At 32.8% G+C, this 23,531-nt stretch carries 24 protein-coding genes; 4 read left to right on the forward strand and 20 right to left on the reverse strand.

Annotated features, from left to right (window positions below; all coding sequences use genetic code 11):
* Positions 1-70 precede the first annotated feature (70 nt).
* Both GQR97_RS08475 and kynU read right to left on the reverse strand, forming a co-directional pair.
* Entirely contained in the window at positions 71-1,459 is a 1,389-nt protein-coding gene (locus GQR97_RS08475) for an FAD-dependent oxidoreductase (protein ID WP_158847397.1), read from the reverse strand.
* On the reverse strand, positions 1,452-2,723 hold the full coding sequence (gene kynU, locus GQR97_RS08480) for a kynureninase (protein WP_158847399.1): 1,272 nt from the start codon (positions 2,721-2,723) through the stop codon (positions 1,452-1,454). The genes GQR97_RS08475 and kynU overlap by 8 nt, the downstream gene beginning before the upstream one ends.
* A gap of 127 nt (positions 2,724-2,850) precedes the next feature.
* Here kynU and GQR97_RS08485 point away from each other — a divergent pair, with 127 nt between their 5' ends.
* Positions 2,851-4,227, forward strand: a complete 1,377-nt coding sequence (locus GQR97_RS08485; RefSeq protein WP_158847401.1) for a sensor histidine kinase — start codon at positions 2,851-2,853, stop codon at positions 4,225-4,227.
* A 12-nt stretch (positions 4,228-4,239) separates the two neighbouring features.
* Here the strand turns inward: GQR97_RS08485 and GQR97_RS08490 are convergent, their stop codons facing one another.
* Positions 4,240-4,902: a hypothetical protein gene (locus GQR97_RS08490; protein WP_158847403.1), complete on the reverse strand. Its 663-nt coding sequence runs from the start codon at positions 4,900-4,902 to the stop codon at positions 4,240-4,242.
* Between the two features lie 30 nt (positions 4,903-4,932).
* Between GQR97_RS08490 and GQR97_RS08495 the strand changes: the two genes are divergently transcribed.
* The gene (locus tag GQR97_RS08495) at positions 4,933-5,733 is read left to right on the forward strand and encodes a class I SAM-dependent methyltransferase (protein WP_158847405.1); all 801 of its coding nucleotides are present in this window, start codon (positions 4,933-4,935) and stop codon (positions 5,731-5,733) included.
* Positions 5,734-5,748: 15 nt separating this feature from the next.
* Here GQR97_RS08495 and GQR97_RS08500 read toward each other — a convergent pair whose 3' ends face one another.
* The 8 genes from GQR97_RS08500 to GQR97_RS08535 all read right to left on the reverse strand — a co-directional run bounded on the left by GQR97_RS08500 (position 5,749) and on the right by GQR97_RS08535 (position 12,963).
* A complete protein-coding gene (locus GQR97_RS08500; RefSeq protein WP_158847407.1) occupies positions 5,749-6,717 on the reverse strand; it encodes an alpha/beta fold hydrolase in 969 nt (322 codons plus the stop codon).
* Between the two features lie 48 nt (positions 6,718-6,765).
* Positions 6,766-7,740, reverse strand: a complete 975-nt coding sequence (locus GQR97_RS08505; RefSeq protein ID WP_158847409.1) for an alpha/beta fold hydrolase — start codon at positions 7,738-7,740, stop codon at positions 6,766-6,768.
* A 122-nt stretch (positions 7,741-7,862) separates the two neighbouring features.
* Positions 7,863-8,609 (reverse strand): SDR family NAD(P)-dependent oxidoreductase, encoded by a 747-nt coding sequence (locus GQR97_RS08510; protein WP_158847411.1) that lies wholly within the window; start codon positions 8,607-8,609, stop codon positions 7,863-7,865.
* Positions 8,610-8,679: 70 nt separating this feature from the next.
* Complete coding sequence (locus GQR97_RS08515; RefSeq protein ID WP_158847413.1) at positions 8,680-9,243, reverse strand: TetR/AcrR family transcriptional regulator; 564 nt, start codon at positions 9,241-9,243, stop codon at positions 8,680-8,682.
* Between the two features lie 64 nt (positions 9,244-9,307).
* Positions 9,308-10,108, reverse strand: a complete 801-nt coding sequence (locus tag GQR97_RS08520; RefSeq protein ID WP_158847415.1) for a DUF6503 family protein — start codon at positions 10,106-10,108, stop codon at positions 9,308-9,310.
* A 31-nt stretch (positions 10,109-10,139) separates the two neighbouring features.
* On the reverse strand, positions 10,140-10,799 hold the full coding sequence (msrA, locus tag GQR97_RS08525; RefSeq protein ID WP_158847417.1) for a peptide-methionine (S)-S-oxide reductase MsrA: 660 nt from the start codon (positions 10,797-10,799) through the stop codon (positions 10,140-10,142).
* A gap of 286 nt (positions 10,800-11,085) precedes the next feature.
* Entirely contained in the window at positions 11,086-11,865 is a 780-nt protein-coding gene (locus GQR97_RS08530) for a zinc ribbon domain-containing protein (protein ID WP_158847419.1), read from the reverse strand.
* A gap of 3 nt (positions 11,866-11,868) precedes the next feature.
* Positions 11,869-12,963 (reverse strand): Nif3-like dinuclear metal center hexameric protein, encoded by a 1,095-nt coding sequence (locus GQR97_RS08535; protein ID WP_158847421.1) that lies wholly within the window; start codon positions 12,961-12,963, stop codon positions 11,869-11,871.
* Between the two features lie 47 nt (positions 12,964-13,010).
* Here GQR97_RS08535 and lpxK point away from each other — a divergent pair, with 47 nt between their 5' ends.
* Positions 13,011-14,015, forward strand: coding sequence for a tetraacyldisaccharide 4'-kinase (lpxK, locus tag GQR97_RS08540; protein WP_158847423.1), 1,005 nt, complete (start codon positions 13,011-13,013; stop codon positions 14,013-14,015).
* On the opposite strand, the gene GQR97_RS08545 is transcribed toward lpxK, so the two are convergent.
* The 6 genes from GQR97_RS08545 to GQR97_RS08570 are packed head-to-tail and all read right to left on the reverse strand — an operon-like array spanning position 14,012 to position 20,085.
* Entirely contained in the window at positions 14,012-16,246 is a 2,235-nt protein-coding gene (locus GQR97_RS08545) for an ATP-binding protein (protein WP_158847425.1), read from the reverse strand. The two genes, lpxK and GQR97_RS08545, sit on opposite strands and share 4 nt — an antisense overlap.
* Before the next feature lie 30 nt (positions 16,247-16,276).
* Entirely contained in the window at positions 16,277-17,290 is a 1,014-nt protein-coding gene (gap, locus tag GQR97_RS08550; protein ID WP_158847427.1) for a type I glyceraldehyde-3-phosphate dehydrogenase, read from the reverse strand.
* 2 nt (positions 17,291-17,292) lie between these two features.
* Positions 17,293-18,171: a lipoyl synthase gene (gene lipA, locus GQR97_RS08555; RefSeq protein WP_158847429.1), complete on the reverse strand. Its 879-nt coding sequence runs from the start codon at positions 18,169-18,171 to the stop codon at positions 17,293-17,295.
* A gap of 55 nt (positions 18,172-18,226) precedes the next feature.
* Positions 18,227-18,772, reverse strand: coding sequence for an RNA polymerase sigma factor (locus GQR97_RS08560; RefSeq protein ID WP_158847431.1), 546 nt, complete (start codon positions 18,770-18,772; stop codon positions 18,227-18,229).
* On the reverse strand, positions 18,763-19,875 hold the full coding sequence (locus tag GQR97_RS08565) for a glycosyltransferase (RefSeq protein WP_199269918.1): 1,113 nt from the start codon (positions 19,873-19,875) through the stop codon (positions 18,763-18,765). The genes GQR97_RS08560 and GQR97_RS08565 overlap by 10 nt, the downstream gene beginning before the upstream one ends.
* A 6-nt stretch (positions 19,876-19,881) precedes the next feature.
* Complete coding sequence (locus GQR97_RS08570; RefSeq protein ID WP_158847433.1) at positions 19,882-20,085, reverse strand: membrane or secreted protein; 204 nt, start codon at positions 20,083-20,085, stop codon at positions 19,882-19,884.
* Between the two features lie 224 nt (positions 20,086-20,309).
* Between GQR97_RS08570 and aqpZ the strand changes: the two genes are divergently transcribed.
* A complete protein-coding gene (gene aqpZ / locus GQR97_RS08575) occupies positions 20,310-20,996 on the forward strand; it encodes an aquaporin Z (protein ID WP_158847435.1) in 687 nt (228 codons plus the stop codon).
* Between the two features lie 132 nt (positions 20,997-21,128).
* On the opposite strand, the gene GQR97_RS08580 is transcribed toward aqpZ, so the two are convergent.
* The 3 genes from GQR97_RS08580 to murB are packed head-to-tail and all read right to left on the reverse strand — an operon-like array spanning position 21,129 to position 23,528.
* Positions 21,129-21,917 carry an anti-sigma factor gene (locus GQR97_RS08580; RefSeq protein WP_158847437.1) on the reverse strand — a complete coding sequence of 263 codons (789 nt, stop codon included), beginning with the start codon at positions 21,915-21,917 and terminating at the stop codon, positions 21,129-21,131.
* 12 nt (positions 21,918-21,929) lie between these two features.
* Positions 21,930-22,460, reverse strand: a complete 531-nt coding sequence (locus GQR97_RS08585; protein ID WP_158847439.1) for an RNA polymerase sigma factor — start codon at positions 22,458-22,460, stop codon at positions 21,930-21,932.
* Between the two features lie 54 nt (positions 22,461-22,514).
* Positions 22,515-23,528 carry a UDP-N-acetylmuramate dehydrogenase gene (gene murB, locus GQR97_RS08590; protein WP_158847441.1) on the reverse strand — a complete coding sequence of 338 codons (1,014 nt, stop codon included), beginning with the start codon at positions 23,526-23,528 and terminating at the stop codon, positions 22,515-22,517.
* Positions 23,529-23,531 lie beyond the last annotated feature (3 nt).

Raw genomic sequence — 23,531 nt, forward strand, 5'->3', positions numbered from 1 at the left:
ATATTCCAAATGTTAAATATTAGTTGATTTATGAAGCTGTAATTCTTCAAAACAAAGTAGGGTTTTCAATCTATATCGAAAAATTCGACTTTAATATTTTCTCAGTTTCTTGCTGTACTTTTTTTAGAATAGAACCTAAATTATCCGATGGGGTTATGTTTTTATTGGTTAGCAGATTCAGTATAGCTTTATCTTGAGCACGCCCTTTTAACATAGCTTCTTGGTAGCCTATGTTTTCATTAAAAGTTACCAAGCTATATTTTGAAGAATATTTGGTTGGAAATTCCTTTTCTAAAGCCATTTCTATTTTACGCTTTTCTTGAAATATAGGATGCGCCACATGATCGCGCATTTCTAAAAAGTTATCGAGCGCTAAATCGGCAATAGCATCTGTATCTTTTTTACGGTGATTTTCATAACGTGTAAAAACCGTTTGCCAATCGCCTTCATGTTTGTCTAAAATAGCATCAAATTCAACAACGTCCTCAAAAGCAGCATTCATTCCTTGTCCATAAAATGGAACAATAGCGTGAGCGGCATCGCCCATTAAAAGCGTATTCCCTTTATAATGCCAAGGCGAACATTTTACGGTACCTAAAGCTGCTGTTGGGTTTTCAAAGAAATCTTTGGTTAAATTTGGCATCAATTCTAAAGCATCTGGAAATTCTTGTTTGAAAAACGTTTCTACTAGCTCTGGCGTGGTTAAATTATCGAAATTGTATTTGCCTTCGCTGTAACTTAAAAATAAAGTGACTGTAAAACTTCCGTCTAAATTAGGTAAAGCAATAAGCATAAAATCACCTCGAGGCCAAATATGGAGAGCGTTTTTATGAGTTTTGTAATCTCCTGTATTGGTTGGTAAAATGCTTAACTCTTTATATCCATGAGATAAATAATCTTGAGAAAAACTAAATAGAAACTTTTTACCTAAAAAGTAGCTTTTTCTTAAAGCAGAGCCTGCACCGTCGGTAGCTATTATAATATCGGCGTTTTCTGTGAATTCTAGTTTGGTTTCGTAATCTTTAAATAATGCAGAGGTGTTTTCAAAATCTACCGATTTGCATTTTTTATTGAAATACATATTTACATTTTTGTGTTGCTCTGCTTCATTTAAAAGTAAAGCATTTAAATCGCCACGAGAAATGGAGTTGATGTATTCATGTTTCCTTCCGCTGTAATTAGATTGAAATGTGTTACCTTCTTTATCATGAATCATTCGGCCATGCATAGGAATGGAAAGCGCTTTTACTTTATCTTCCAAGCCAACTAACTTCATAGCTTTGTTGCCACGATCGGAAAATGCAAGATTTATAGATCGGCCAGCGCTTATGTCTATTTTTCGTAAATCAGGACGCATTTCGTAAACCGAAACAAGGAAACCGCGTTGCCCTAAGCGTAAAGCTAATAAACTTCCGCAAAGTCCGGCGCCTATAATTATAACGTTTTGTTGTTTACTCATTTAAAATGGTTTTTAATTTTTCAACTAATCTATAAATATCTTCAAAAGAATTGTACAAAGGAACGGGTGCGCAACGAATTACATCGGGTTCTCTCCAGTCGCTAATAACTCCAGCTTCAGTTAGTTTGTTATGCAATGATTTATTGGCATTTTTAACCTGAATGGAAAGCTGACAACCACGTTCGTCTGGGCTTGATGGTGTAATAATTCTAATAGTATCTTCACCTAAATCTTTAAGCAAAAACTCGAAATAACCTGTTAGCTTTTTAGATTTTTCAACGAGTTTACCGATACCTACTTCTTGAAACATATCTAAAGATGCTTTTATGGCGGCCATAGATAAAATAGGAGGATTACTCAATTGCCAACCTTCTGCACCAGGAAGCTGATCGAATTCACTACGCATGTTAAAGCGCGTTTTTTTATTATGACTCCACCAACCTGTAAATCTATTAAGTTCTTTATTGTGAGCATGACGCTCATGAACAAAACAGCCACCCAAACTTCCAGGACCAGCATTTAAATATTTATAAGTACACCAAACAGCAAAATCGGCACCAGAATCGTGTAGGTTTAGTTCAACATTTCCTGCGCCATGAGCACAATCGAATCCTACATTGCAACCATATTTATGTCCAAGAGTAGCGATACGTTTTAAATCGAAAAATTGACCAGTATAATAGTTTATGCCCCCAATCATGATTAAGGCAATTTCATCGCCTTGGGTTTTTAGAATGTCTTCTAAATCGTCATAGTTTAAAAGTTCTTCGCTTTTTCTAGGTTTCCAAAGTACAACACCATCTTTATCGTTATATCCATGATGGCGTAATTGCGATTCTACAGCGTATTTATCTGAAGGAAAAGCGTCGCTTTCAATTAAAATTTTATGTCGTTTTTTTGTTGGTCTATAGAATGAAACCATCATAAAATGTAGATTGGCTGTAAGTGTATTCATCACTATTACCTCTGTAGGTTTTGCACCAACCACATTTGCCATGCTTTCGGTTAAAAACTCATGATATGGCAACCAAGGATTTTTAGCCTCAAAATGGCCTTCAACACCTAGGTTCGCCCAATCTTCTAATTCTTGATTAATATACTCTTTGGTAGATTTTGGTTGTAGACCAAGTGAATTACCCGTCATGTAAATAAGTGCTTCCCCGTTTTTGTTTTTAGGCAAGTGGAATTTAGTGCGGTAAGATTTTAATATGTCGGTTTGGTCTTGCTCTTTTGCAAATTCTAGACCTAATTTAAATTCAGGCAAAGTTTAAGGTTTTTCTGTTTCTAGCAAAAATAAAACAATTATATCAAATAAAAATTTAGCCGAATTCTTATTTCTCATGTAGGAATTGTTTAACTTTATTGAATTAACGTATAAAACATAGAAGTTTATGCTAGGTGAAATTTGGGAGTCATATCTTCAAAGATACATCCATTATAGTGGATTTTCTGATAGAAAGGAGAAGGAAGGCTTGCCATATTTTAGAGATAAACTTTTTATTTCTATTTTATTATTAACTTTTGTATTGGGGTCACTTTCCTATGTGCCTAGTACTTATGTTGCAGTCTCTAGAAACGAAAACATAATTGTAGTGTTAAACACAAGCACTATGCTGGTTTTAATATTTACGGTGTTTTATCGTGGGCTTAGTTTTTACACCAAAAAAATATTATTTTCAATTAATTTTCTTGTCCTGTCCATTGTAATGTTTGCGGTACTTGGGTTTGAGGGTAATGGCAGTGTACTAATTTTTGCTTTATCTATTTTAATAACACTTTTTAATGGCAAAAAGCATGGGCTATTTACGATTTTAATTATTGCCATTTTTTATGCTATTTTGTTATTTGGTTTGTATTTCGAGCTTTTTAACCTGCCTCTATTCGAGCAATCTGGATTTCAGGTCTTAGGTATTATAATAGTTAATAACTTACTTTTTAATCTACTATTAGTTTTTTCAGTTTCATTTTTAATAAACCAACTGCACACCGCTTTATTGAAAGGAAATGAATTGCAAGCTGAACTCTATGAAAAACATAATAATGTGTTGGAAGCCAAAAATAGAGTAGAGAAATCCGATAAATTAAAGTCGGCTTTTTTGGCTAATATGAGTCATGAAATTAGAACGCCTATGTATGGTATTTTAGGTTGCGCTCAGTTTTTAAAAGAATACAATGAAGATGATGAAAACTATCAAGAATATATAGAGGTTATTGAAACTAGCGGAGAGCAATTACTAGATATTATGACCGACATTATTAATATTTCTATTATAGAATCGGGTTTAATGTTTACAAATATTAGAATGTTTAATATTGCCGATAATATAAATACGGTTTACAATGCTTTTTTGCCCGAAGCACATGAAAAAGGTTTGGAGTTTATTCTGAACAATACTATAGCGGTTCAAGATACTTATATAAGTTCGGATAGTGATAAGGTAACATCGGTGTTGAAATATCTAATAAAAAACGCTATAAAATATACCGATGAAGGCACTATTGAATTAACATGTGAGCGACAAGATGAGAGCTATATAGTCTTTAATTTAAAAGATACAGGAATTGGGATTCACGAGGATAATTTTGAAAATATATTCGAAACCTTTTATCAAGTTGATGTTGAAAACGAAAACGCTTTGCACGGTTCTGGTATTGGTTTAGCCATCGCTAAAGCTTACATTGAAATGCTTGGTGGTAGTATATCCCTGAAAAGCGAAGTAGATATAGGTACCTCGTTTTTGTTTACAATGAAGGTGAATTTAGCTTAAAAGCCTTCGGTTTTACCTTATAGAAATATTGGTGAAATTCAAATTCCAATTACCATCTGGTTTTTTGTGATCTACAGCAAATTTCAACCCATTAATGTCTTTATAATTTTCAAAAGTAGTCATCATCGATGGTTCTTTTTGATTCGCTTTTCTGTAAATCCATTCTTTAATTAAAAAATTATCATCATAAAAAATATCGTAAGCATCGCCAGGTGTATAACCACCATCGCTAGAATAAGTTAGCGTTATTTTGTTTAAAGCCGTTTTGCTTATTGGAGCTTCTGTTTTAACCGGTTCTGAAATAGTTGTGCCAGAATCCCAAACTAATTGAAACGGTATAAGCAACCAAAATTTATCGTTTATAAAGCCAGGGTCTACTTTTAAGCTAATAGAATCTAATGCAGAGCGGTTGTAGTTAATGGTATCCATATTCGTTATAGATTTGATATCGTTGGTTTTAAGTTTCCAAATCCAGCGTCTTTCAAAGTGTGTGCTATCTTTGTCTACATTAAAAGTAAAAGCAATTTCATTTATATTTTCCCAGTTTTCAAAACCGTGCGCATTGGCTATTTTTTTGGCAATGGTTAATGGTTTCGCTTCAGGAATTGATTTTGTATTGTCTTTACAAGCTGTAATTAATAGCGTTATTAGAGTTATGTAGATGAAGTTTTTCATAATTTAGTTTTTTGTAAAGATACTTTGAAGATGACAAATAATAGTAAATATTTTAAAACAAACAAAGCCACTTGGAATCAAAAAGTAAAAGTACATGCCGAAAGTGATATGTACAATATGGAAGCTTTCAAGGAAGGGAAATCTTCTTTAATGCCGTATGAGTTGGAAGCTTTGGGAGATGTAAAAGGAAAGTTGTTACTGCATTTGCAATGCCATTTTGGTCAAGATACATTAAGTTGGAGTAGGCTAGGTGCTAAATGTACTGGTGTGGATTTAAGTGATGAAGGTATAAAGCTTGCTAAATCTTTAAATAAAGAATTAAAGTTAGATGCTGAGTTTCTATGTTGCAATGTCTTGGAAACATCTCAGTATATAAAAGAAGAATTTGATATTGTGTTTACAAGTTATGGGGTTATAGGTTGGTTACCTGATTTAAAACCTTGGGGAAAAATGATAGCCGAACGCCTAAAACAAGGTGGTACATTTTTTATGGCAGAATTTCACCCGATAGTTTGGATGTTCGATTATTTAAATGAAAAACCAATAATAACATATGGCTATATGCAAGATGAGGTAATTTATGAAGAGTACGAAGGGACTTACGCTAACCAAGAATCTACAATAACAAGTAAGGAATATGGGTGGAACCATGGTTTAGGCGAAGTGATTTCTGCACTTACCGAAGCTGGATTGCGCATCGATTATTTAACTGAGCACAATGAGAGTCCTTATAATGTGTTACCAAATTTGACTAAAACTGATAATGGTATGTTTGTTACAAATGACAAATTATATCCTTTAATTTTTACTTTAAAAGCCACCAAGATTTAAAAAAAAAGTAGCTTTTTATTTTATATCATACTTGTCTAAAAATCTCAAGATTAACTCGGCTATTTCTCCTGTTTTTTCTTCAGCAGCAAAATGGCCTGCATCCAAAAGATGAAGTTCCGCGTTTGGCAAATCCTTTAAATACGCTTTAGCGCCATTCGCATTAAATTTTAAATCCTTTTTACCCCATACAATTAATGTTTTAGGTTGATTTTCCTTTAACATGTTTTGCCATTTTGGATAGCTCAATAAATTGGTGTTGTAATCCTGAAATAGTTGCACTTGTATGTCTCTGTCTTTTTTAGAATTTAGAAAAGCTAAATCGTGTATCCATGCATCCGGACTTTGGATGTTCATATTTCTTTCATCTAAATCGAATAAATACTGCTTGTTAATCACGGCGTCTTTTCCTGTTAGATTGTATAGGAAATCGTATTTTGTTTGTGAGGTGTCGGTTTGGGCGGTTCTAAAAAAGGCTTGCCTTTTTTCGGTTAAACCATCAAGATAAGCATTTGCGTTTTGCACAATTAAAGCATCAATGCGGTTAGGGTTTTCCATCATCATTCTATAACCTACAGGAGCTCCAAAATCTTGCATATACATCACATAGTTTTCAATGTGGAGTGTTTCTAAAAGTTTCTGAGTATAATTGGCTAATAAATCAAAGGTATATTTAGTTGTTTTCGGGTCTAGGTGAGAGCTATAACCCGAGCCTAAATTATCTGGCGCAATAACATAGTAGTGCGTTGATAGCATAGGAATTAAATTTCTATAGGAATGTGAAGACGATGGATAACCATGAAGTAAAACTATAACCGGATTCTTTTTATCACCAGCAGCTCTGTAAAACAATTTTACACTATCAATCTCGGCATAGTTGTATGTGGTTGCGGGAGGTAAAAAGAAATTGTTTTTGTTATCTTCTTTAATACTGTTACATCCAAATAATGCTAGGCTTAAAATTGAAATAATTATTAAGTGTTTCATTGTTTTTGTTTTCAGGTTAAAAATTGCTGATTGAGAGATTAGACGTATTTATTTTGTATGCTTGCGCATAAAGCTCCTCATTTTTTTAATAATAGCATCGCCATCTTCTTCCAAAGCAAAATGCCCTGTATCATAAATGTTATAATCGATATTTGTAACGTCTTTTTTAAAGGCTATAGCACCACTTTCAGGAAAAAAAGCATCGTTTTTACCCCAAACAATTAATAAAGGCGGTTGGTTATCTCTTAAATACTGTTGCCATTTTGGATACAATTTTACATTGTTTTGGTAATCGTAAAATAAATCTAAATTTACAGCATGAGCGCCTGGTCTAGAAAGTCTTAAGTAATCTAAATTCCAGTTATCTGGGTTTACGGTCTCTATATTTCTAACGCCATGTGTGTATTGCCATTTTAAACCTTCTAAAGAAAACGCTGGTAATAACGCTGTTTCGGTAGTTTCGTTTCTGTCTTTCCAAAGCGCTCTTATGCCTTTCCAAGCATCACCTAAACCTGCTTCGTAAGCGTTTCCGTTTTGATTAATTATGGCTGTAATTCTTTCAGGGTTTGCTGTAGCAAGTCTAAAACCAACTGGAGCGCCATAATCTTGAATCATTATGGCATAGGTATTAACGTTCTTTTTTTCAAGAAATGCATTTATGGTTATAGCTAGGTTATCAAAAGTGTATTCAAATGTATTTGAATCTGGAAAATCACTATTGCCAAAACCAGGATAATCTGGAGCGATGAGGTGATATTCGTTTGATAACTGATTTAATACTTTTCTGTATTGATGTGATGATGCAGGAAAACCGTGGAGTAAAACGATACTTGGGTTTTCTGGATTACCAGCTTCTCGGTAAGCTATATTTATTCCATTGACTTCGATGGATTTGTAAGCTACATTTTCATGCTGAATAGAGGTTTCTATTTTTGTTTCTACTGTTTTGGTTTGTGCTGAGGTGTTGTCTTTACAAGACGCAAAAAGGAGTAGGATGGATAGTGCGTAAATTATATTTTTCATAATGTTTTATGTAAATGTTTATTCCATTTTAATGTTATTAATCAAATGGATTCAAATTAAAATGAAATAAAAAGCCATAGCACTTTGTGTTTTGTTAGCTATGGCTTTTATAATTTTGTGTTTTAGTTTCTACCAGCCATAACGCCACCATCGGTGTCCCAAATAGCACCTGTAACCCATGATGCTTTGTCTGAAAGTAAGAATACAATACTGTTTGCTACATCTTGAGATTCTCCAAAACGTCCAATAGGGTGAAAGCCGTTAAAACCAACCAATGCTTCTGCTGCAGCTTGTTCTCCTCCAAAAACACCGTGATAAACAGGTGTGTTTACTAAAGCTGGAGATACGGCGTTAACGCGAATGTTATCTTCTGCTAATTCCATGGCTAAATGTTGCGTTAAAGAGTGTAAACCTGCTTTTTGCATAGAATATGCTGTAGATGGTGTTGCTTTTACTGCTTGTTTTGCCCACATTGAACCTACGTTAACAATAGACCCACCTTGAGTTGCTTTCATTTTTTTAGCAGCACTTTGTGTAATGAAAAAGAACCCTCTATTTAAATCTAAATAAGAGTTGTAATCTTCCATAGTATGGTCTAAAAATGGTTTTGGGCCAAAAATACCAGAAGCATTTACTAGAAAATCTAAATTTTCTAATTCTGAAATTTTAGATACTAATTCATCCACTTCTTCTGTTTTAGAAATATTTACGGCATGTTTAATTAAGTTAGGAGCATCTGCTACTTTGTCAATATTTCTACCTACAATATGTACGGTTGCTCCACCTTCTAATAAACTGTTTGCTGTTGCGTTACCAATACCGCTTGTTCCACCAATTACTAAGGCTACTTTGTTTTCGAATTCTTTCATGTTATTTATTTTTTATAATTTATAATTTATAATTGAACAGACAAGTCTGTCTTTGTTTGTGTAAATTTTTTTAAGATATGATTTGCGAACACAATTGTTTTGTTTCTTTTATTGGCCAATCTTCTTGGTGTAAATGGCTTTCGCCAACAGCACCTTCGTAGAGTAAGTATATTTGTCTGGCAAGAGATTTAACTTGCGCTTCTTTTACATTTTCTAAATTGTTTGTAATAAGTTTTGATATTAAATCAATAAAACTATGTTTTTGCGATTGAATTTCTGTTCTTATAATTTCGTTGTCTTTCGGGATTTCAGAAACTGTTTTAATACACCAACACCCGTTAAAATCTTTATCTCTGAAAAAGAGTTCGAGAAAATCGAAAATAGCTAAAACTTGAGCTTTACCTTTTGGTTTCGATGTTGTAAAATCTTCTACATCTTGAATGAAACTGGTGTTTTTAAACTTAAGATAAGCCAAGCAAATCTCTTCTTTAGATTTAAAATGATTGTAAAGCGTTGCTTTGGCAATACCTGCTTCTGAAATAATTTCATTGATTCCCGTGGAATTATAGCCGTTCTTATAAAATAAGAACGAAGCCGTTTCAATGATTCTATTTTTTACTTCAGAATGTTTCATAGTGCAAATATAAATAAAAAAATCAAAAAACAGACAAGTCTGTCTGTTTTTTGATTTTAAAATATTATTTAGTCGATAAGTTAATAATGTTCTCTGTTTTAATTTTAGATAATTCCTTTAGTTTTTCAGCTTCAAAAAGTTCTGGAAGCTGGTCTAATGGCGTACCTACTTCGGCTTCGTAGTTTGTGTAGTCTTGAAAAGTAATACCGTCTACAACCTGTTTGTTGTAAGCTGATCTAAAACGAACTCCTCTTTTATTTACAGAATAATTATAAGCTAAGTAATCTATTTTTTTTGTTTCGGTATTTATCCAGTAGCGGTATTGATCGTCAAAATCTTCTCCACCACCTTCTTGATTAAATGTTATACCTAAAACAGCATAGTTTTTTCCTTTAATAGTTATGTCACCAATATAAGTTTTATTTACAGAGGCATCATTTAGCTTATGTGGTAACGTAGCAAAGTAAATAACAGAATTTATTGCACCAGTTGCTCCTTTAATTTGTTTATCGGTTAGGTTTATAGTATCTCCATTAACGGTTCTATAAAGTTTACCGTTTTTAAGAACATCGGTAGTTATGTTGTTATCCTTTTTAAAAATTTTGGTGTATGTGTAATTTTGGTCATCATTTTTAAAATGATAGGTATTGTCTCTAAAAGTAAAGCTATAATTGGCAGAATTGTATAGATCGCCACCATGAGCTTCTATAGCTTGGTTTAAAATAATTTCTGCTTTTGAAGCTGGTTTTACTTGAGGTGCTGTCTCTTCTTGAAGAGAAGACGTTACAATTTCTTTTTTTTTATCGTTACAAGCAAGAAACGTAATGCTGCATGCTAATACTAAAATATACTTATGTATTCTCATTTTATAGTTTTGGGTTTTTACTGAAAATAATTTAATGTGATGATTTCAATAATTCCTTCGGAAATTTAGCTTTAAATCTATTTAATCTTGGTACTGATACATTTTTAATGTAAGGATGATCAGGATGTAAGCGTTCGTAATTTTGATGATAATCTTCGGCTAACCAAAATTTTTGGAATGGATAAACTTCGGCTGCAATTTTTACATTCAGCTTTTCGGCAAGAGCTGCTTTCTTATTTAAAATAACTTGTTTCTGTTTATCGTTTTGGTAGAAAATAATAGATCGGTATTGAGAACCGCGATCGTTTCCTTGGCCATTAACCTGAGTTACATTCTGTGATGCAAAATAAACATCAACTAAAGTTTCAAAACTAACAACTTCTGGGTCGTAAATAATTTCTACGGCTTCAGCATGACCTGTTTTGCCGGTATTACTTGCTGCGTATGTGGGTTTTGTAGTGTAACCTCCAGAATAGCCAGAAATAGACTCGTCTACACCTTTTACGCTTTCGTAAATGGCTTCTACACACCAAAAACATCCACTTGCAAAGTAGGCGCGTGCTTTTCCGTTTTTAATAGGCATCTCTATAGGGTCTGCGGTTTGAACGTCTAGTTGCTGTTGTTTGTTTTGTGCTGTATTTTGGCAACTAAAAAATAATGTAATTGCTAATATTGGAATAATATGTTTCATAAAATATATTTTGTTCTTGGGCTTTAGACGTATAAAGTTATGAAAACTTAAAGGGAGTTGTATAAAATTAGTCTACCAGATTAATTTTAAATATAGATTTAGATAGCGTGTTATACTGTTTTTGGCAAAGTGGCCCGCGATAGGGATTGCAACGGTAGCTTTTGGTGAGGCGCGCATCGAGCCAAAACTTTAGTGGAAAGCCCGACCCAAAGGGATCGCCAAAAATATAGGCATAAAAAAAAGCCTCTAGATTAACTAAAGGCTTTTTTTATGTATTGGAAATGAATTAAAGTTTAGAAAACATTTTTTCCATTTTCGCTTTTTGTTCTTCGGCAAGTGCAGCATCTACTAAGATACGTCCACTGTGCTCATCAGTAATCACCTTTTTACGGGCAGCAATTTCTACTTGTACTTGTGGTGGAATTGTAAAAAACGATCCTCCAGATGCACCTCTTTCAATTGGCACAACAGCTAAACCATTTTTCACATTTTGGCGAATACGGTTATAAGCAGCAACCAAACGAGATTCGATTTGCGTTTTGTAATCTTCAGATTTTTGGAACAAAGCTTGCTCTTCTTTTTCTGTTTCGCTTAAAATGGCATCTAGCTCATTTTTTTTGTGCTTCAAGTGATTTTGACGCTCTTTTAAACGATCTTTAGTTTCAGAAATGACTTGTTTTTTTTGCTCGATTTGCACTTTAAATTCTTTAATGTGCTTTTCTGCCAATTCAATTTCTAATTCTTGAAATTCAACTTCTTTTGTTAAAGAGTTAAATTCACGGTTATTTCTAACGTTTTTTTGTTGTTCGCTGTACTTTTTAATCAAAGATTTTGCTTCTTCCATTAAATTTTTCTTTCCAGTGATGTCGTTGTCTATAGCTTCTAAGCTTGAAACAAGCTTTTCTAATCTTATATTTAATCCGGCAACTTCATCTTCTAAATCACGAACTTCTAAAGGAAGTTCTCCACGAACATTTCTTATTTCGTCTATACGAGAATCTATGAGTTGTAAATCGTATAAAGCTCTTAAGCGGTCTTCAACAGTTACTTCTTTCTTTTTAGCCATACTTTAAAAATACTTAACAGGATTGGTATTTGTCTTTGATAAAATGATGGCAAAATTAGTGATTTTTTTTGTAAGATACGCTACTAAAAGGTTTTTTGTGAATTGCTCACTTTCATAATGACCTATATCGGACAAAAGAATACTGTTTTCGGCCATAAAAAAGTCGTGATATTTTAAATCTGCGGTTACAAAGGCATCAGCACCAGCAGCTTTAGCGTTGTTAATAGCAAAGCTTCCAGAACCACCTAAAACGGCTACTTTTTTAATTTTTTTGTTTAAAAATGCGGAATGACGAATAAATCCGGTATTCATTTTTGTTTTAAGATGATTTAAAAAAATAGTTTCGTCCACGGCTTCAGTGAATTCGCCAATCATGCCCATGCCAATATTCTGATTTTTGTTTTCTAAAGTGGTTATTTCGTAGGCTACTTCTTCGTATGTGTGAGTTTTAAAAAGAGTCTCAATTATTTTAGATTCCAAATGTTTGGCAAAAGTTACTGTGATTTTTGTTTCTTCCTCAATATGAGTTTTTCCTTTTACTCCAATAGTAGGATTTGAGTTTTCGTTACCATTAAAGGTACCGAAGCCTTCTACATTAAAACTACAGTTGTTGTAATTGCCAATACTGCCAGCTCCTGCTTTAAATAAGGCACTGCGTAGTTCTTCAGCTTCGTTTTTGGGAGCGTAAGTGCTTAATTTTTTTATAGTTTCGCTTTGCGGTATTAAAATGCGTTGGTTTTTAAGTTGTAACTGCTCGCATATCATATAGTTTACACCTTGTTGGGCATTATCTAAAGCGGTATGCATGCTGTAAATAGCAATGTCGTTTTTAATGGCTTTTAAAACCACACGTTCCACATAGTTTTTCCCTGTTATTTTTTTTAATCCTTTAAAAATAATGGGGTGGAAGCTTATAATGAGGTTGCATTTTTCTGCGATAGCTTCGTCTACCACAGTTTCTAAGGTGTCTAAAGTTACTAAAACACCTGTTAATTTTGAGTTTTTATCGCCAACCAAAAGGCCTACGTTGTCAAAATCTTCGGCATAAGCTAACGGAGCCAATTGCTCTAAGTGATTTATGACGTCTTGAATGATCATAATGAAATAAATTTTACATCAAAGATAAAATAATTACTTTCGTGGTAATGAAAATTTTGAGATACATATTGTTTCCTATAATGCCTTTTTATTATTTAGCGACTTGGTTGCGTAATAAATTATTCGATTTCGGTATTAAAAAATCTAAATCGTACGCTTTTCCTGTTATTTGTGTGGGTAATTTAAGTACAGGTGGCACTGGCAAAACACCAATGATTGAATATTTAATTGGGTTATTGAAAAAGGATTATAAAGTTGCTACACTAAGTCGTGGTTATAAACGTAAAACGGAAGGTTTCCAATTGGGTGATATAAACGCTTCCGCGGAAACAATAGGAGACGAGCCTTTTCAGTTTTATAATAAATTTAAAGATGATGTTTTAGTTGCTGTCGATGCCGATAGACAAAATGGTATCGATCAATTGAGAAGTTTAACAAATGCTCCTGAAGTTATTTTGTTGGATGATGCTTACCAACATAGGAAGGTGAAAGCTGGATTTAATATTTTATTGACAACCTACGCTAATCCGTATTTTCATGATGTAGTTTTGCCAACGGGGAATTTGCGTGAGCCAAGATCTGGAGCCAAACGTGCAAACATTGTTGTGGTAACTAAATGTCCCGATAATCTATTGGATAGTGATAAGGCTAAGTTCTTAAAGCTTATTAATTCTAATGAAAACCAGCAGGTATTTTTTAGCTCTATTGCATATTCTAATAGATTAATTTCTTCGGAAAAAACTCTAGAGATTAAAGAATTAGAGGTGTTTACGTTAGTTACAGGAATTGCAAATCCTAAACCATTAATTGATTTTCTTGAACTTAAAAACTTAAAGTTTGAGCATTTAAACTTTAGAGATCATCATAATTTCACACCTGATGATATTGCAGAATTAAGTAAAAAAGAATTAATAGTTACTACAGAAAAAGATTTTATGCGTCTTAAAGATTATGAGGTTTTAAAAAACAAATTGTTTTATTTACCTATTACAATTTCTATCGATAATGAAAAGGAATTTAGTTGTGTAATAAAAAGATATTTAGACGTTTAAGAAGTTGTTGAAATGTTCTTTTTAGAAGCTAAAGCATTGTAGAGTTTTTTCTCAAACTCATCTTGCTTAAAAGGTTTTGGTATAATATCTGTAAAACCAGCTTCGTCAAATTCATGCATTTTATCTTCAATAGTAACCGCTGTAAGTGCAAAAATAGTTAAGTCTTTATCAAACATTCTTATTCTTTTGGTAGCCTCAATACCGCTAATACCTGGCATGTGAATATCCATTAAAATAATGTTATAATCATTCGCTTTTATCTTTTCTACAGCATCTTCGCCGTTATCGGTAATTTCACATTGAAGCTCCATTTTAGTAAGGATTTTTTTGGTAATCATTTGGTTAATTTTGTTATCCTCAACAACCAATATTCTCACATTTTTTAAATCGAGCTCCTCCTTGTTGCCTTCAAAATAGTCGGCTTTTACTTCCTGGGCTTCTTTTATAGCGCTAAATTCAATAGGGATTTCAAAATAAAAGGTTGTGCCTTTTCCTATTTCACTTTTTAAATAGATTTGTCCTTTTAAAATTTCAATTAAACCTTTAACAATAGATAAGCCTAAACCTGTTCCTCCATATTTTCTATTAATTTGAATAGAGCCTTGTGAGAAACTCTCGAACATATGGTCTTGTTTTTCTTGAGTAATTCCAATACCATTATCTTCTACTTCAAAGCGTAGGGTATAAATTTTATCGACCTGGTCTATTTTATAAACACGAATCCAAATATCTCCATCTTTGGTGAATTTTATAGAGTTACCTACAAGGTTAATAAGGATTTGTGATATTTTTAATTGATCGGCAATAAAGTTTTCTGGTAAATCTTTATCGTATTCAAAATGAAGATTAACATTATTGTCTTCGGCAGAGTTTGTTAATGCTAAAACAATATTGTTTATTTTTTTATTTAAGTTGAATGGTTCTGGTTCTAAATCGACTTTATTAGCTTCAATTTTATTAATTTGAAGGATGTCGTTTATAAAGGTTAATAAGTAATCTCCTGAGAATTTAAGCGATTTTAAATGCTGTATTTGTTCTGGTTTTGGGTTTTCTTCTAATAACATGTTACTTAAACCAGTTACGGCGTATAGTGGAGTTCTAAGCTCGTGCGTTACAGTAGATAAGAAGTTTGCTTTAGTTTTGGATGCTAACTCGGCTTTTTCTTTAGCAAGAATAAGTTCTCCGTTTTTTTTGTGTAGCATGTTATTCGTTTTTAAACGAATATTATTGTTTTTATACAGTGATAAGGTTAGAAGTGAAAGAATGGTAATTAAAGCAACACTTAAAACTGAAATTAACGTGTTTATAGTACTTTCAGCTTCTTTTTTTTCTAGTTTTTTATTAACCTGTTCTAGCTCTGCACTCATATTATTGAGTAAAGGTAGATTGAATTGGTTTTTTTCTAAATCAATTTTTAAACCACGAATGGAATCCGAAAGTTCTGTGTGTGCTATTAAATAATCTCGAGATTTTTTAAAATCATTTAAGGAATAAGAAATGTCACTAAGTACTTTGTATGCTAAGTTTTTAAGGTTTACAAAGTTATTAGCTTTTGCTATTTTTAGCCCTTCTGCGGTAGCTTGTAAGCCATGTTTATAATCTCTTAACTCACTATAAACTATACCTTGATTTATTAAGCTTTCACTTTCTGTGCTTAAAAAGTTGTTTTTTCTGGATAGGGCTAATGCTTGCTCAAGGGTTGTTCGTGCTTTTTTATAATTATTTAAAAGCATATAAGTTTTACCCTCTAAAAGTAAGGTTTCTGCTAGTTTATTTTCTAATTCTACTTGTTGAAATAAAGTTTTTGCTGAAATAAAATAATCAAGTGCTTGGTAGTAATCTTTCTTACTAATAAAAACTTCACCTAAAGTTTTAAAAGAGCGTGCCAAGTTCGCGTCGTCTTTTGTTAAGCGCTGTATTTCTATAGATTTGTTAAGCGAAGCTATCGCTTTATCAGGTTGGTCTATAATAAGTTGTAGACGACCTTTAAAAGAATAAATAAGCCCTTTGCTTTCTTGTTTTTCCGTCTTTTGGGCTAAAGCTAAGGCATCGTCTAGGTTTCTCAGAGCTTCATAGTTATCATCGGCCTCTAATGCTAACTGTGCTTGTTTTATATAGTGATCTATATTATTTTGAATAAGTTCAGGGTCGTTCTCTATAGTTTGTTGAGACCAGCCTAAAACACTAAACAGCACTAATAGAGCGATTAATGAGGGTTTTATTTTGAACATAAATATACGGTTACTAACAAATATAATTTTTTACTCCGACAAAGTACACTTTTTTGCTGATAAATTACATATTAAGTCAATTATTCTTGAAGAGTAGCCCGTTTCATTATCATACCAACCAATTATTTTTACCATATTGCCAATAACGGAAGTCATTTGCGAATCAAAAATACAAGAGTGTGTATTACCTACAATATCAATAGATACAATAGGATCTTCTGTATATTCTAAAACCCCTTTATAATTTGTGTTAGCGGCTTCCTTAAAGGCAGAATTAATTTCTTCAATAGTAACTGTTCGTTTTACATTTAAAGTAATATCGGTTAGCGATCCATTAATAACTGGAACCCGAATACCACAACCACCAATAACGTTGGCTAGTTCTGGAAATATTTTAGTTAATGCTTTTGCTGCTCCAGTAGTTGTTGGAACAATAGATTGGCTAGCAGCACGTGATCTCCTTAAATCACGATGTGGTTGGTCATGCAAACTTTGGTCGGTGGTGTAGGAGTGAACTGTTGTAATATATGCCTGATCAATACCGCAGAGTTTATTGATAATATCAATCATTGGTGCGGCATTATTTGTTGTACACGATGCATTTGATATTATAGTTTCGGTGCCATCAATACTATCTCCATTAACACCGAGTACAATGGTTTTTATATCATCTTCAATAGGTGGAACACTTAAAATAACTTGCTTTGCTCCGTTTTTAATATGAAGTTCTAATTCTGGAATTGTTTTAAACTTTCCGGTAGATTCAATAACGAAATCAACATTAAAAGGTTCCCAATTAATGTTTTTCGGATGGTTTTCGTTTAAGAGCGCTACCTTTTCGTTATTTACTATAATATGATTTTCATCTGAAGAAACTGTACCATTAAAACGCCCATGAACACTATCGTATTTTAGTAAATGACTTAGTGTTTTAGTATCGGCTAAATCATTTATGGCAACAACTTTTATATTGTCATGACTTTGAAGCAATCTAAAAACACGACGTCCTATCCTACCAAAGCCATTTATTGCAATGTGAATCATGTTTAGTTAATGTGTTTTTGAGCTTTGTAAGAAGATCTTACAAGTGCGCTACTTTCAACATGACGGAAGCCTAACTCCAATCCAATTTCTTCGTATTCTTTAAATTGATCTGGATTTATAAACTGTTTTACTGGTAAGTGTTTTTTACTCGGTTGTAAGTATTGGCCAATAGTAACAACGTCTACGTCATGAGCTTTTAAATCGTGTAAAGTTTCAATAACTTCTTCACGTTGCTCTCCTAAACCAAGCATAATACCAGATTTTGTTCTACGCTGCCCTTGTTGTTTTAAATATTTTAAAACGTCCATACTTCTGTCGTATTTGGCTTGTATACGTACTTCTCTACTTAATCGTCTAACCGTTTCTATGTTATGCGATACTACTTCTGGAGCAACATCAATAATTCTATCAAGATGTTGTTCTATACCTTGAAAATCTGGAATTAAAGTTTCTAGAGTCGTTTCAGGATTCATTCTACGGACTGCCTTTACGGTTTCACTCCACATTATGCTTCCCATATCTTTTAAATCATCGCGATCTACACTAGTTAAAACCGCATGTTTAATTTTCATTAAATTTATAGAGCGTGCTACTTTTTCAGGTTCATCCCAATCTACAGTTTCTGGTCGGCCGGTTTTAACGCCACAAAACCCGCAAGAGCGCGTGCAAACATTACCTAAAATCATAAAGGTTGCAGTTCCTTCTCCCCAGCATTCGCCCATGTTAGGGCAACTTCCAGAGGTGCAAATGGTGTTTAAGCTGTATTTATCAACTAAACCACGTAATTCTGTGTATTTTTTTCCGGTAGGTAGTTTAACGCGAAGCCATTTTGGTTTGGCTTGACGTTCTGGTAGTATATTTGAAATCGTTTCGCTATTCATATCTATAAAATGTAGAAAGCAAATATACGAAGTATTCTATAAAAAGCAGTCCTGTTTACTTATCTTGAATAATCTCGGCAAGTAGTTTTTTTGCTCGTAAAAGTTTAACTTTTATATTATTCATGGGTTCGTTTAGTTGTTTCGATATTTCTTTGTAGCTTAACTCTTGAAAATAGCGCAGATTTATAATTTCTTGATAATGGGGTTTTAGCTTTTTAATATCACGAAGTAACTTGGCTAGATGTTGCTCGGTAATAAGGATGTCTTCTGGAGAAGGAGACTCGTCTAAAACTTGAAAAGCTTTTTTATCCGAGTTAGAAATAACTTGGGTGATTGAGTTTTTTTCTTTCCGAAGTAAATCGATATGAAGGTTTTTAGAAATTGCAATTAACCACGTTTTAAAGGTGTACTTTTCATCGAAAGTTTCAATTTTATCAAAAGCTCTCGAGAAAGTTTGAATAGTAACATCTTCAGCATCATTTTCATTTTGAATACGTTTTAACTGAAAACCATAAACATCATCCCAATATAAATTTAATAAAAAATTAAAGGCTTTCTGGTCGTTAGACTTTGCTCGTTTTATGGCTTCGTTTATTTCCAAAAATTAGGTTTTGAGATTAAGTTATTAATAAAAATGGCAAATTGTGAAATGATAAGAGAAATTTCTAAGATAGGAAGTAATAGTAAAATATCTATTTCCTTTAATTTTTTCGACGAAAAACCAATAATTAGATATTGAATACTTAATCGAAGTAAAAATAAGCTTAAAACAATAGGCCAGCTATATGCGATTGTTAATAGTGTTATTGTCAATACCCAAAATAACACGTTTGACAAATAAAACAATCCTAGTAAAAATTTATGTTTCGATTTGTATAAGTGCGCTGTTGAAACGTGACGTCTTTTTTGTTTATACCAAGCCTTAAAATTAGATTTTGGTATCGAGGTGGTAAAACTGTTATTTGAAAAATTAATGGCAGTGTTTTTAGAGTTTGCCACTTGGTTTATAAACAAATCGTCGTCGCCAGAGCGTACCTTTATATGTTTTATAAAACCATTGGCTTTAAAGAACTCGTTTTTCGTATAAGCTAAATTTCTGCCAACACCCATATAAGGCATTCCTAATTTTGCAAATGAAAAATATTGAACGGCTGTCATAACCGTTTCAAAACGAATAAGTTTATTTAAAAACGAATATTTAATTTTTGAATAGCCACCGTAACCTAGAATAATTGATTTTTCATTACTGAAATATGCGCTCATTTCCTTAATCCAATGCTTAGAAACGGGCTCGCAATCGGCATCTGTAAATAAAAGATAATCGTGTTTTGATGCTTTTATACCTAGCGTTAAAGCGTATTTTTTATTACCCCAAAAGGCTTCAATACTTTTTACATCAACAATTTTTATATTGTTATGTTTTTTTGCAAAATTTTCAAGAACATCTAGAGTTTCATCATACGATCCGTCATTGATTAAAACAATTTCAAACTCGGGATAATCTTGATTTATTATAGAAGGAATGAACGTTTTTAAATTTTCAGCTTCGTTTTTAGCGCAAATAATTACAGAAACAGCAAAGTTTTTGGAAGATGGTTTTTTTTGTTTTAGAAAAGCAAAGTTTCCAAAAATAAAAAGATAATAAACCACTTGAATAAAGACTACGACAATAAATGCGTAGAGTAGCACATCAAGTATAATCATTAAAATTTAAGAATGTTGAGGTTCGTTACAATCGGCATATTGGTCTGGTGTTTTTCCACAAAACCCACAGGCTTCTCCATCTTTATTAAGCATTGGGTTTTGGCTTGCGCAAGTACCTGCAAATTTACCGTCTTTTTTTGCCCATATTTTAATGGCAATTCCAGCAACACCAACTCCTAACAAGACAATAGTTATTAGTAAAAGTTTCATAATAAAATGTGATTTTGGTTCTTAAATGAGTCGAAAAAAGTTTTATAAAATAACAAAAACATGTCGCTTTTCAAGCTAACAATATAATTGGCTGCAAAGATATGATTTTAACATGTAATAAAAGAACTGATAATTAAGGAATTGTGACCTATTAGATGTTTTAGTGTCTAAAGTTAAAATAGACAGCACATTAGGTGTTATTTAACCAATTAAAATTATTAATTATGAAGAAATTATTTGCAGAGTTTTTTGGAACGTTTTGGCTTGTTTTTGGAGGCTGTGGTAGTGCTATTTTTGCTGCGGGTTACCCAGAACTAGGAATTGGTTTTTTCGGTGTAGCTTTCGCATTTGGTCTTACGGTTTTAACTATGGCTTTTGCTGTTGGACATATTTCTGGCGGACATTTTAATCCTGCTGTTTCTATTGGTTTATGGGCTGGAGGAAAGTTTGATGCTAAAGATTTGATAGGCTATGTTGCTTCTCAATTAATTGGTGCGGTTGCTGCGGCTGGAGCATTATATTTAATTGTTAGTAATAAAGCAGATTTTGAAACTGTAGGCGGTTTTGCTGCAAATGGTTATGGTAATTTGTCTCCTGGCGGTTATTCTATGACGGCTGCTTTAATAGCAGAATTTCTATTAACTATGTTTTTCCTCCTAATTATTTTAGGAAGTACAAATTCTAGAGCACCCAAAGGTTTTGCACCAATAGCTATTGGTTTAGGCTTAACCGTAATTCACTTAATAAGTATTCCAATTACTAATACATCTGTTAATCCTGCTCGTTCTACTAGTCAAGCCTTATTTGCTGGTGGCGAGTTTACTGGACAACTTTGGTTGTTTTGGGTAGCTCCAATTGCTGGTGCTATTGTTGCTGGATTTATACATAAAGCATTATTCGATAAAGAATAGAAAAGAATAAACCCTATTAGCAATTCGTGTAGAATTGTATAAGACGTTTATTAATAGCAAGAAGAAAGCCTCATTTATTTGTAAATGAGGCTTTTAAATTTAGTTTAGTTTACGTGCTGCTCAAAAGTACTTTTAATGTAAAGTAATTTCTGCAACAGAGTTTTCAACAGAAGCAACGGTGTTTCCACCCTTTGGTTCAATAGTTATATTTAAAGCTAATGCGTTTTCAGCATAAGGTAAATTCATTAGTTTACGGTCGGTTTCGTTTAAAATACCTAAGCTTACCATTTGTCCTTGTAAATCTGCCCATATTTGGTAGCATTGTTCTTCTGGTAATTTAGGTAGGGATACTACATCAATCATAGAAGTTTTTTCTTTAGGATTTATATAAGCCACCGTTTTTAAATCTTTTGCACGTGCATTACCCGATATAATATACTTTTCAGTTTCAGGATTATTAAGTTTTAGAAGTTGTCTCATAACATTATCGAGCATGATGTTGTTTTGCTCAATATCGCTTCTTAAGTCAAAGATTTCATCTACAACAACTTGATTTTCCTTAGAAAGCTTTATGTTTTGATTGTAAAAGGAAAAAGATGTTCCAGCAAAAATAAACGCAACAAAACTAGCCGCAATAGTGTATTTGTACCATGATTTGTATTTCTTTTTTGCATTTAGATTTACAACAGGTTTCTCGTCTAGTTCGGCTAAAATATTATCTAAAATAAATTTAGGCGCTTCTACAGCATTTGTTTTTGTAACAATTTCTAGGTTATGTTGCAAACTGTTGTAGGCATTCTGTACATCTGGGTATTTTGAAATAAAAGACTCGACTTGTTCTGTTTCCGCAGAAGTTGTGTCACCAATTAGATATTTTTCTAATAGGCCAGAATTTAAAAAAGCAGTTATTTTTTCATTCATGACGTTAATAATTTAAGGATTGTAAATTTTTTTCAATTCACGTAATCCAATTTTTAATCTCGATTTTATAGTCCCTAACGGAATGTCTAGTTCATCACTAGCTTCTTGTTGGGTCATGCCTTCAAAAAAGAGGGCGTTTATTACAATTTGATATTTTTCTTCTAAAGTACTTAGATGTTTTTGAATATCTAAAACATCATCGTTTAGTTGGTTGGTAGTTATTTTATATACGGTTGAAGTTTCTATCTGGACTTCTTTGTTCGTTTTATTTTTTAGAGACCTTACTTTATCTATTGCTGTGTTGTATGCTATACGATAAAGCCATGTGAATAGCTTGGCTTTACTCGAATCGTACTTTTTAGCATAGCGCCAAATTTTTACAAAAGTTTCTTGTAGAACATCTTGGGCGGTATCCTCGTCGCTAATAATTTTCTGAATTACACCATATAGAGAGTCCGCATAGTTCTCATACAATAGCGTAATAGCTTTTTTATCACCACGTTCTAATAAATAAACTATGTCTTTTTCTATAGCTGAAATCAATGTAAAGTTGGTTTTATGATATGCAAATATACCAAAGTTAAGATTGTCTTTTTATTATAAGATATTTACTTCGGCTTCAATTGAAATATTAAAAAGTCGTTTCACCGTTTTTTGAATGAGTTTTGAGAGTTTAAAAATATCCGAGCCTTTTGCATCTCCGTAATTTACTAAAACCAAAGCTTGCTTTTTATGAACGCCATAATTGCCAAATTGTTTTCCTTTGAAACCAGATTTTTCAATTAACCAACCTGCCGGAACTTTTACTTCATTATCCGAAATGGTATAACTAGGCATATCCGGGAAGTTTTCAATTAATTTATCAAATTCCGATTTTTGAATAATTGGGTTTTTAAAAAAGCTACCACTGTTTCCAATATCTTTTGGATTTGGTAGTTTGCTTTCGCGAATAGCAATTACAGCTTTTGAAATATCTTGAATAGTGGGGTTTTTAATACCGTTTTCTTGAAGTTCGTTAGCAATAGTGCCGTAATTTATGTTAAGTTTATGGTTCTTTTTTGAGAGTTTAAAGCAAACGCTTGTAACAATATATTTATCCTTATTTTTTTGTTTAAATGTGGAGTTACGATACCCGAAATTACATTCTTCTTTTGTGAAATTTTCAAATTCAAGACTTTTTAAATTGATGGCTTCGCAAGATTCAAAAGTGTCTTTTATTTCAACACCGTAAGCACCTATGTTTTGAATAGGTGTAGTGCCAACATTTCCAGGAATTAACGATAAGTTTTCAAGACCTCCAAAATTATGCTCTAAACACCATAGTACAAACTCATGCCAGTTCTCGCCAGCTTGAGCTTTTACAATTGCGCTGTTTTCATCTTCAGAAATTATTTCAATTCCTTTTAAATTAATATGAAGCGCTAAACCTTCATAATCTTTGGTGAGTAACATGTTGCTTCCGCCACCAAGAATAAGTTTGTTTGGAAATCTATCTAATTCTAAAACTTGTTTTAAATCATTAATAGATGATACCGATGTAAAATGTTTTGCAACGGCATCAATACCAAATGTGTTATATGGTTTTAAGGATATGTTGTTAAGTATTTGCACTTG

It is taken from the genome of Algibacter sp. L1A34, assembly GCF_009796805.1.
Classification (GTDB): domain Bacteria; phylum Bacteroidota; class Bacteroidia; order Flavobacteriales; family Flavobacteriaceae; genus Algibacter.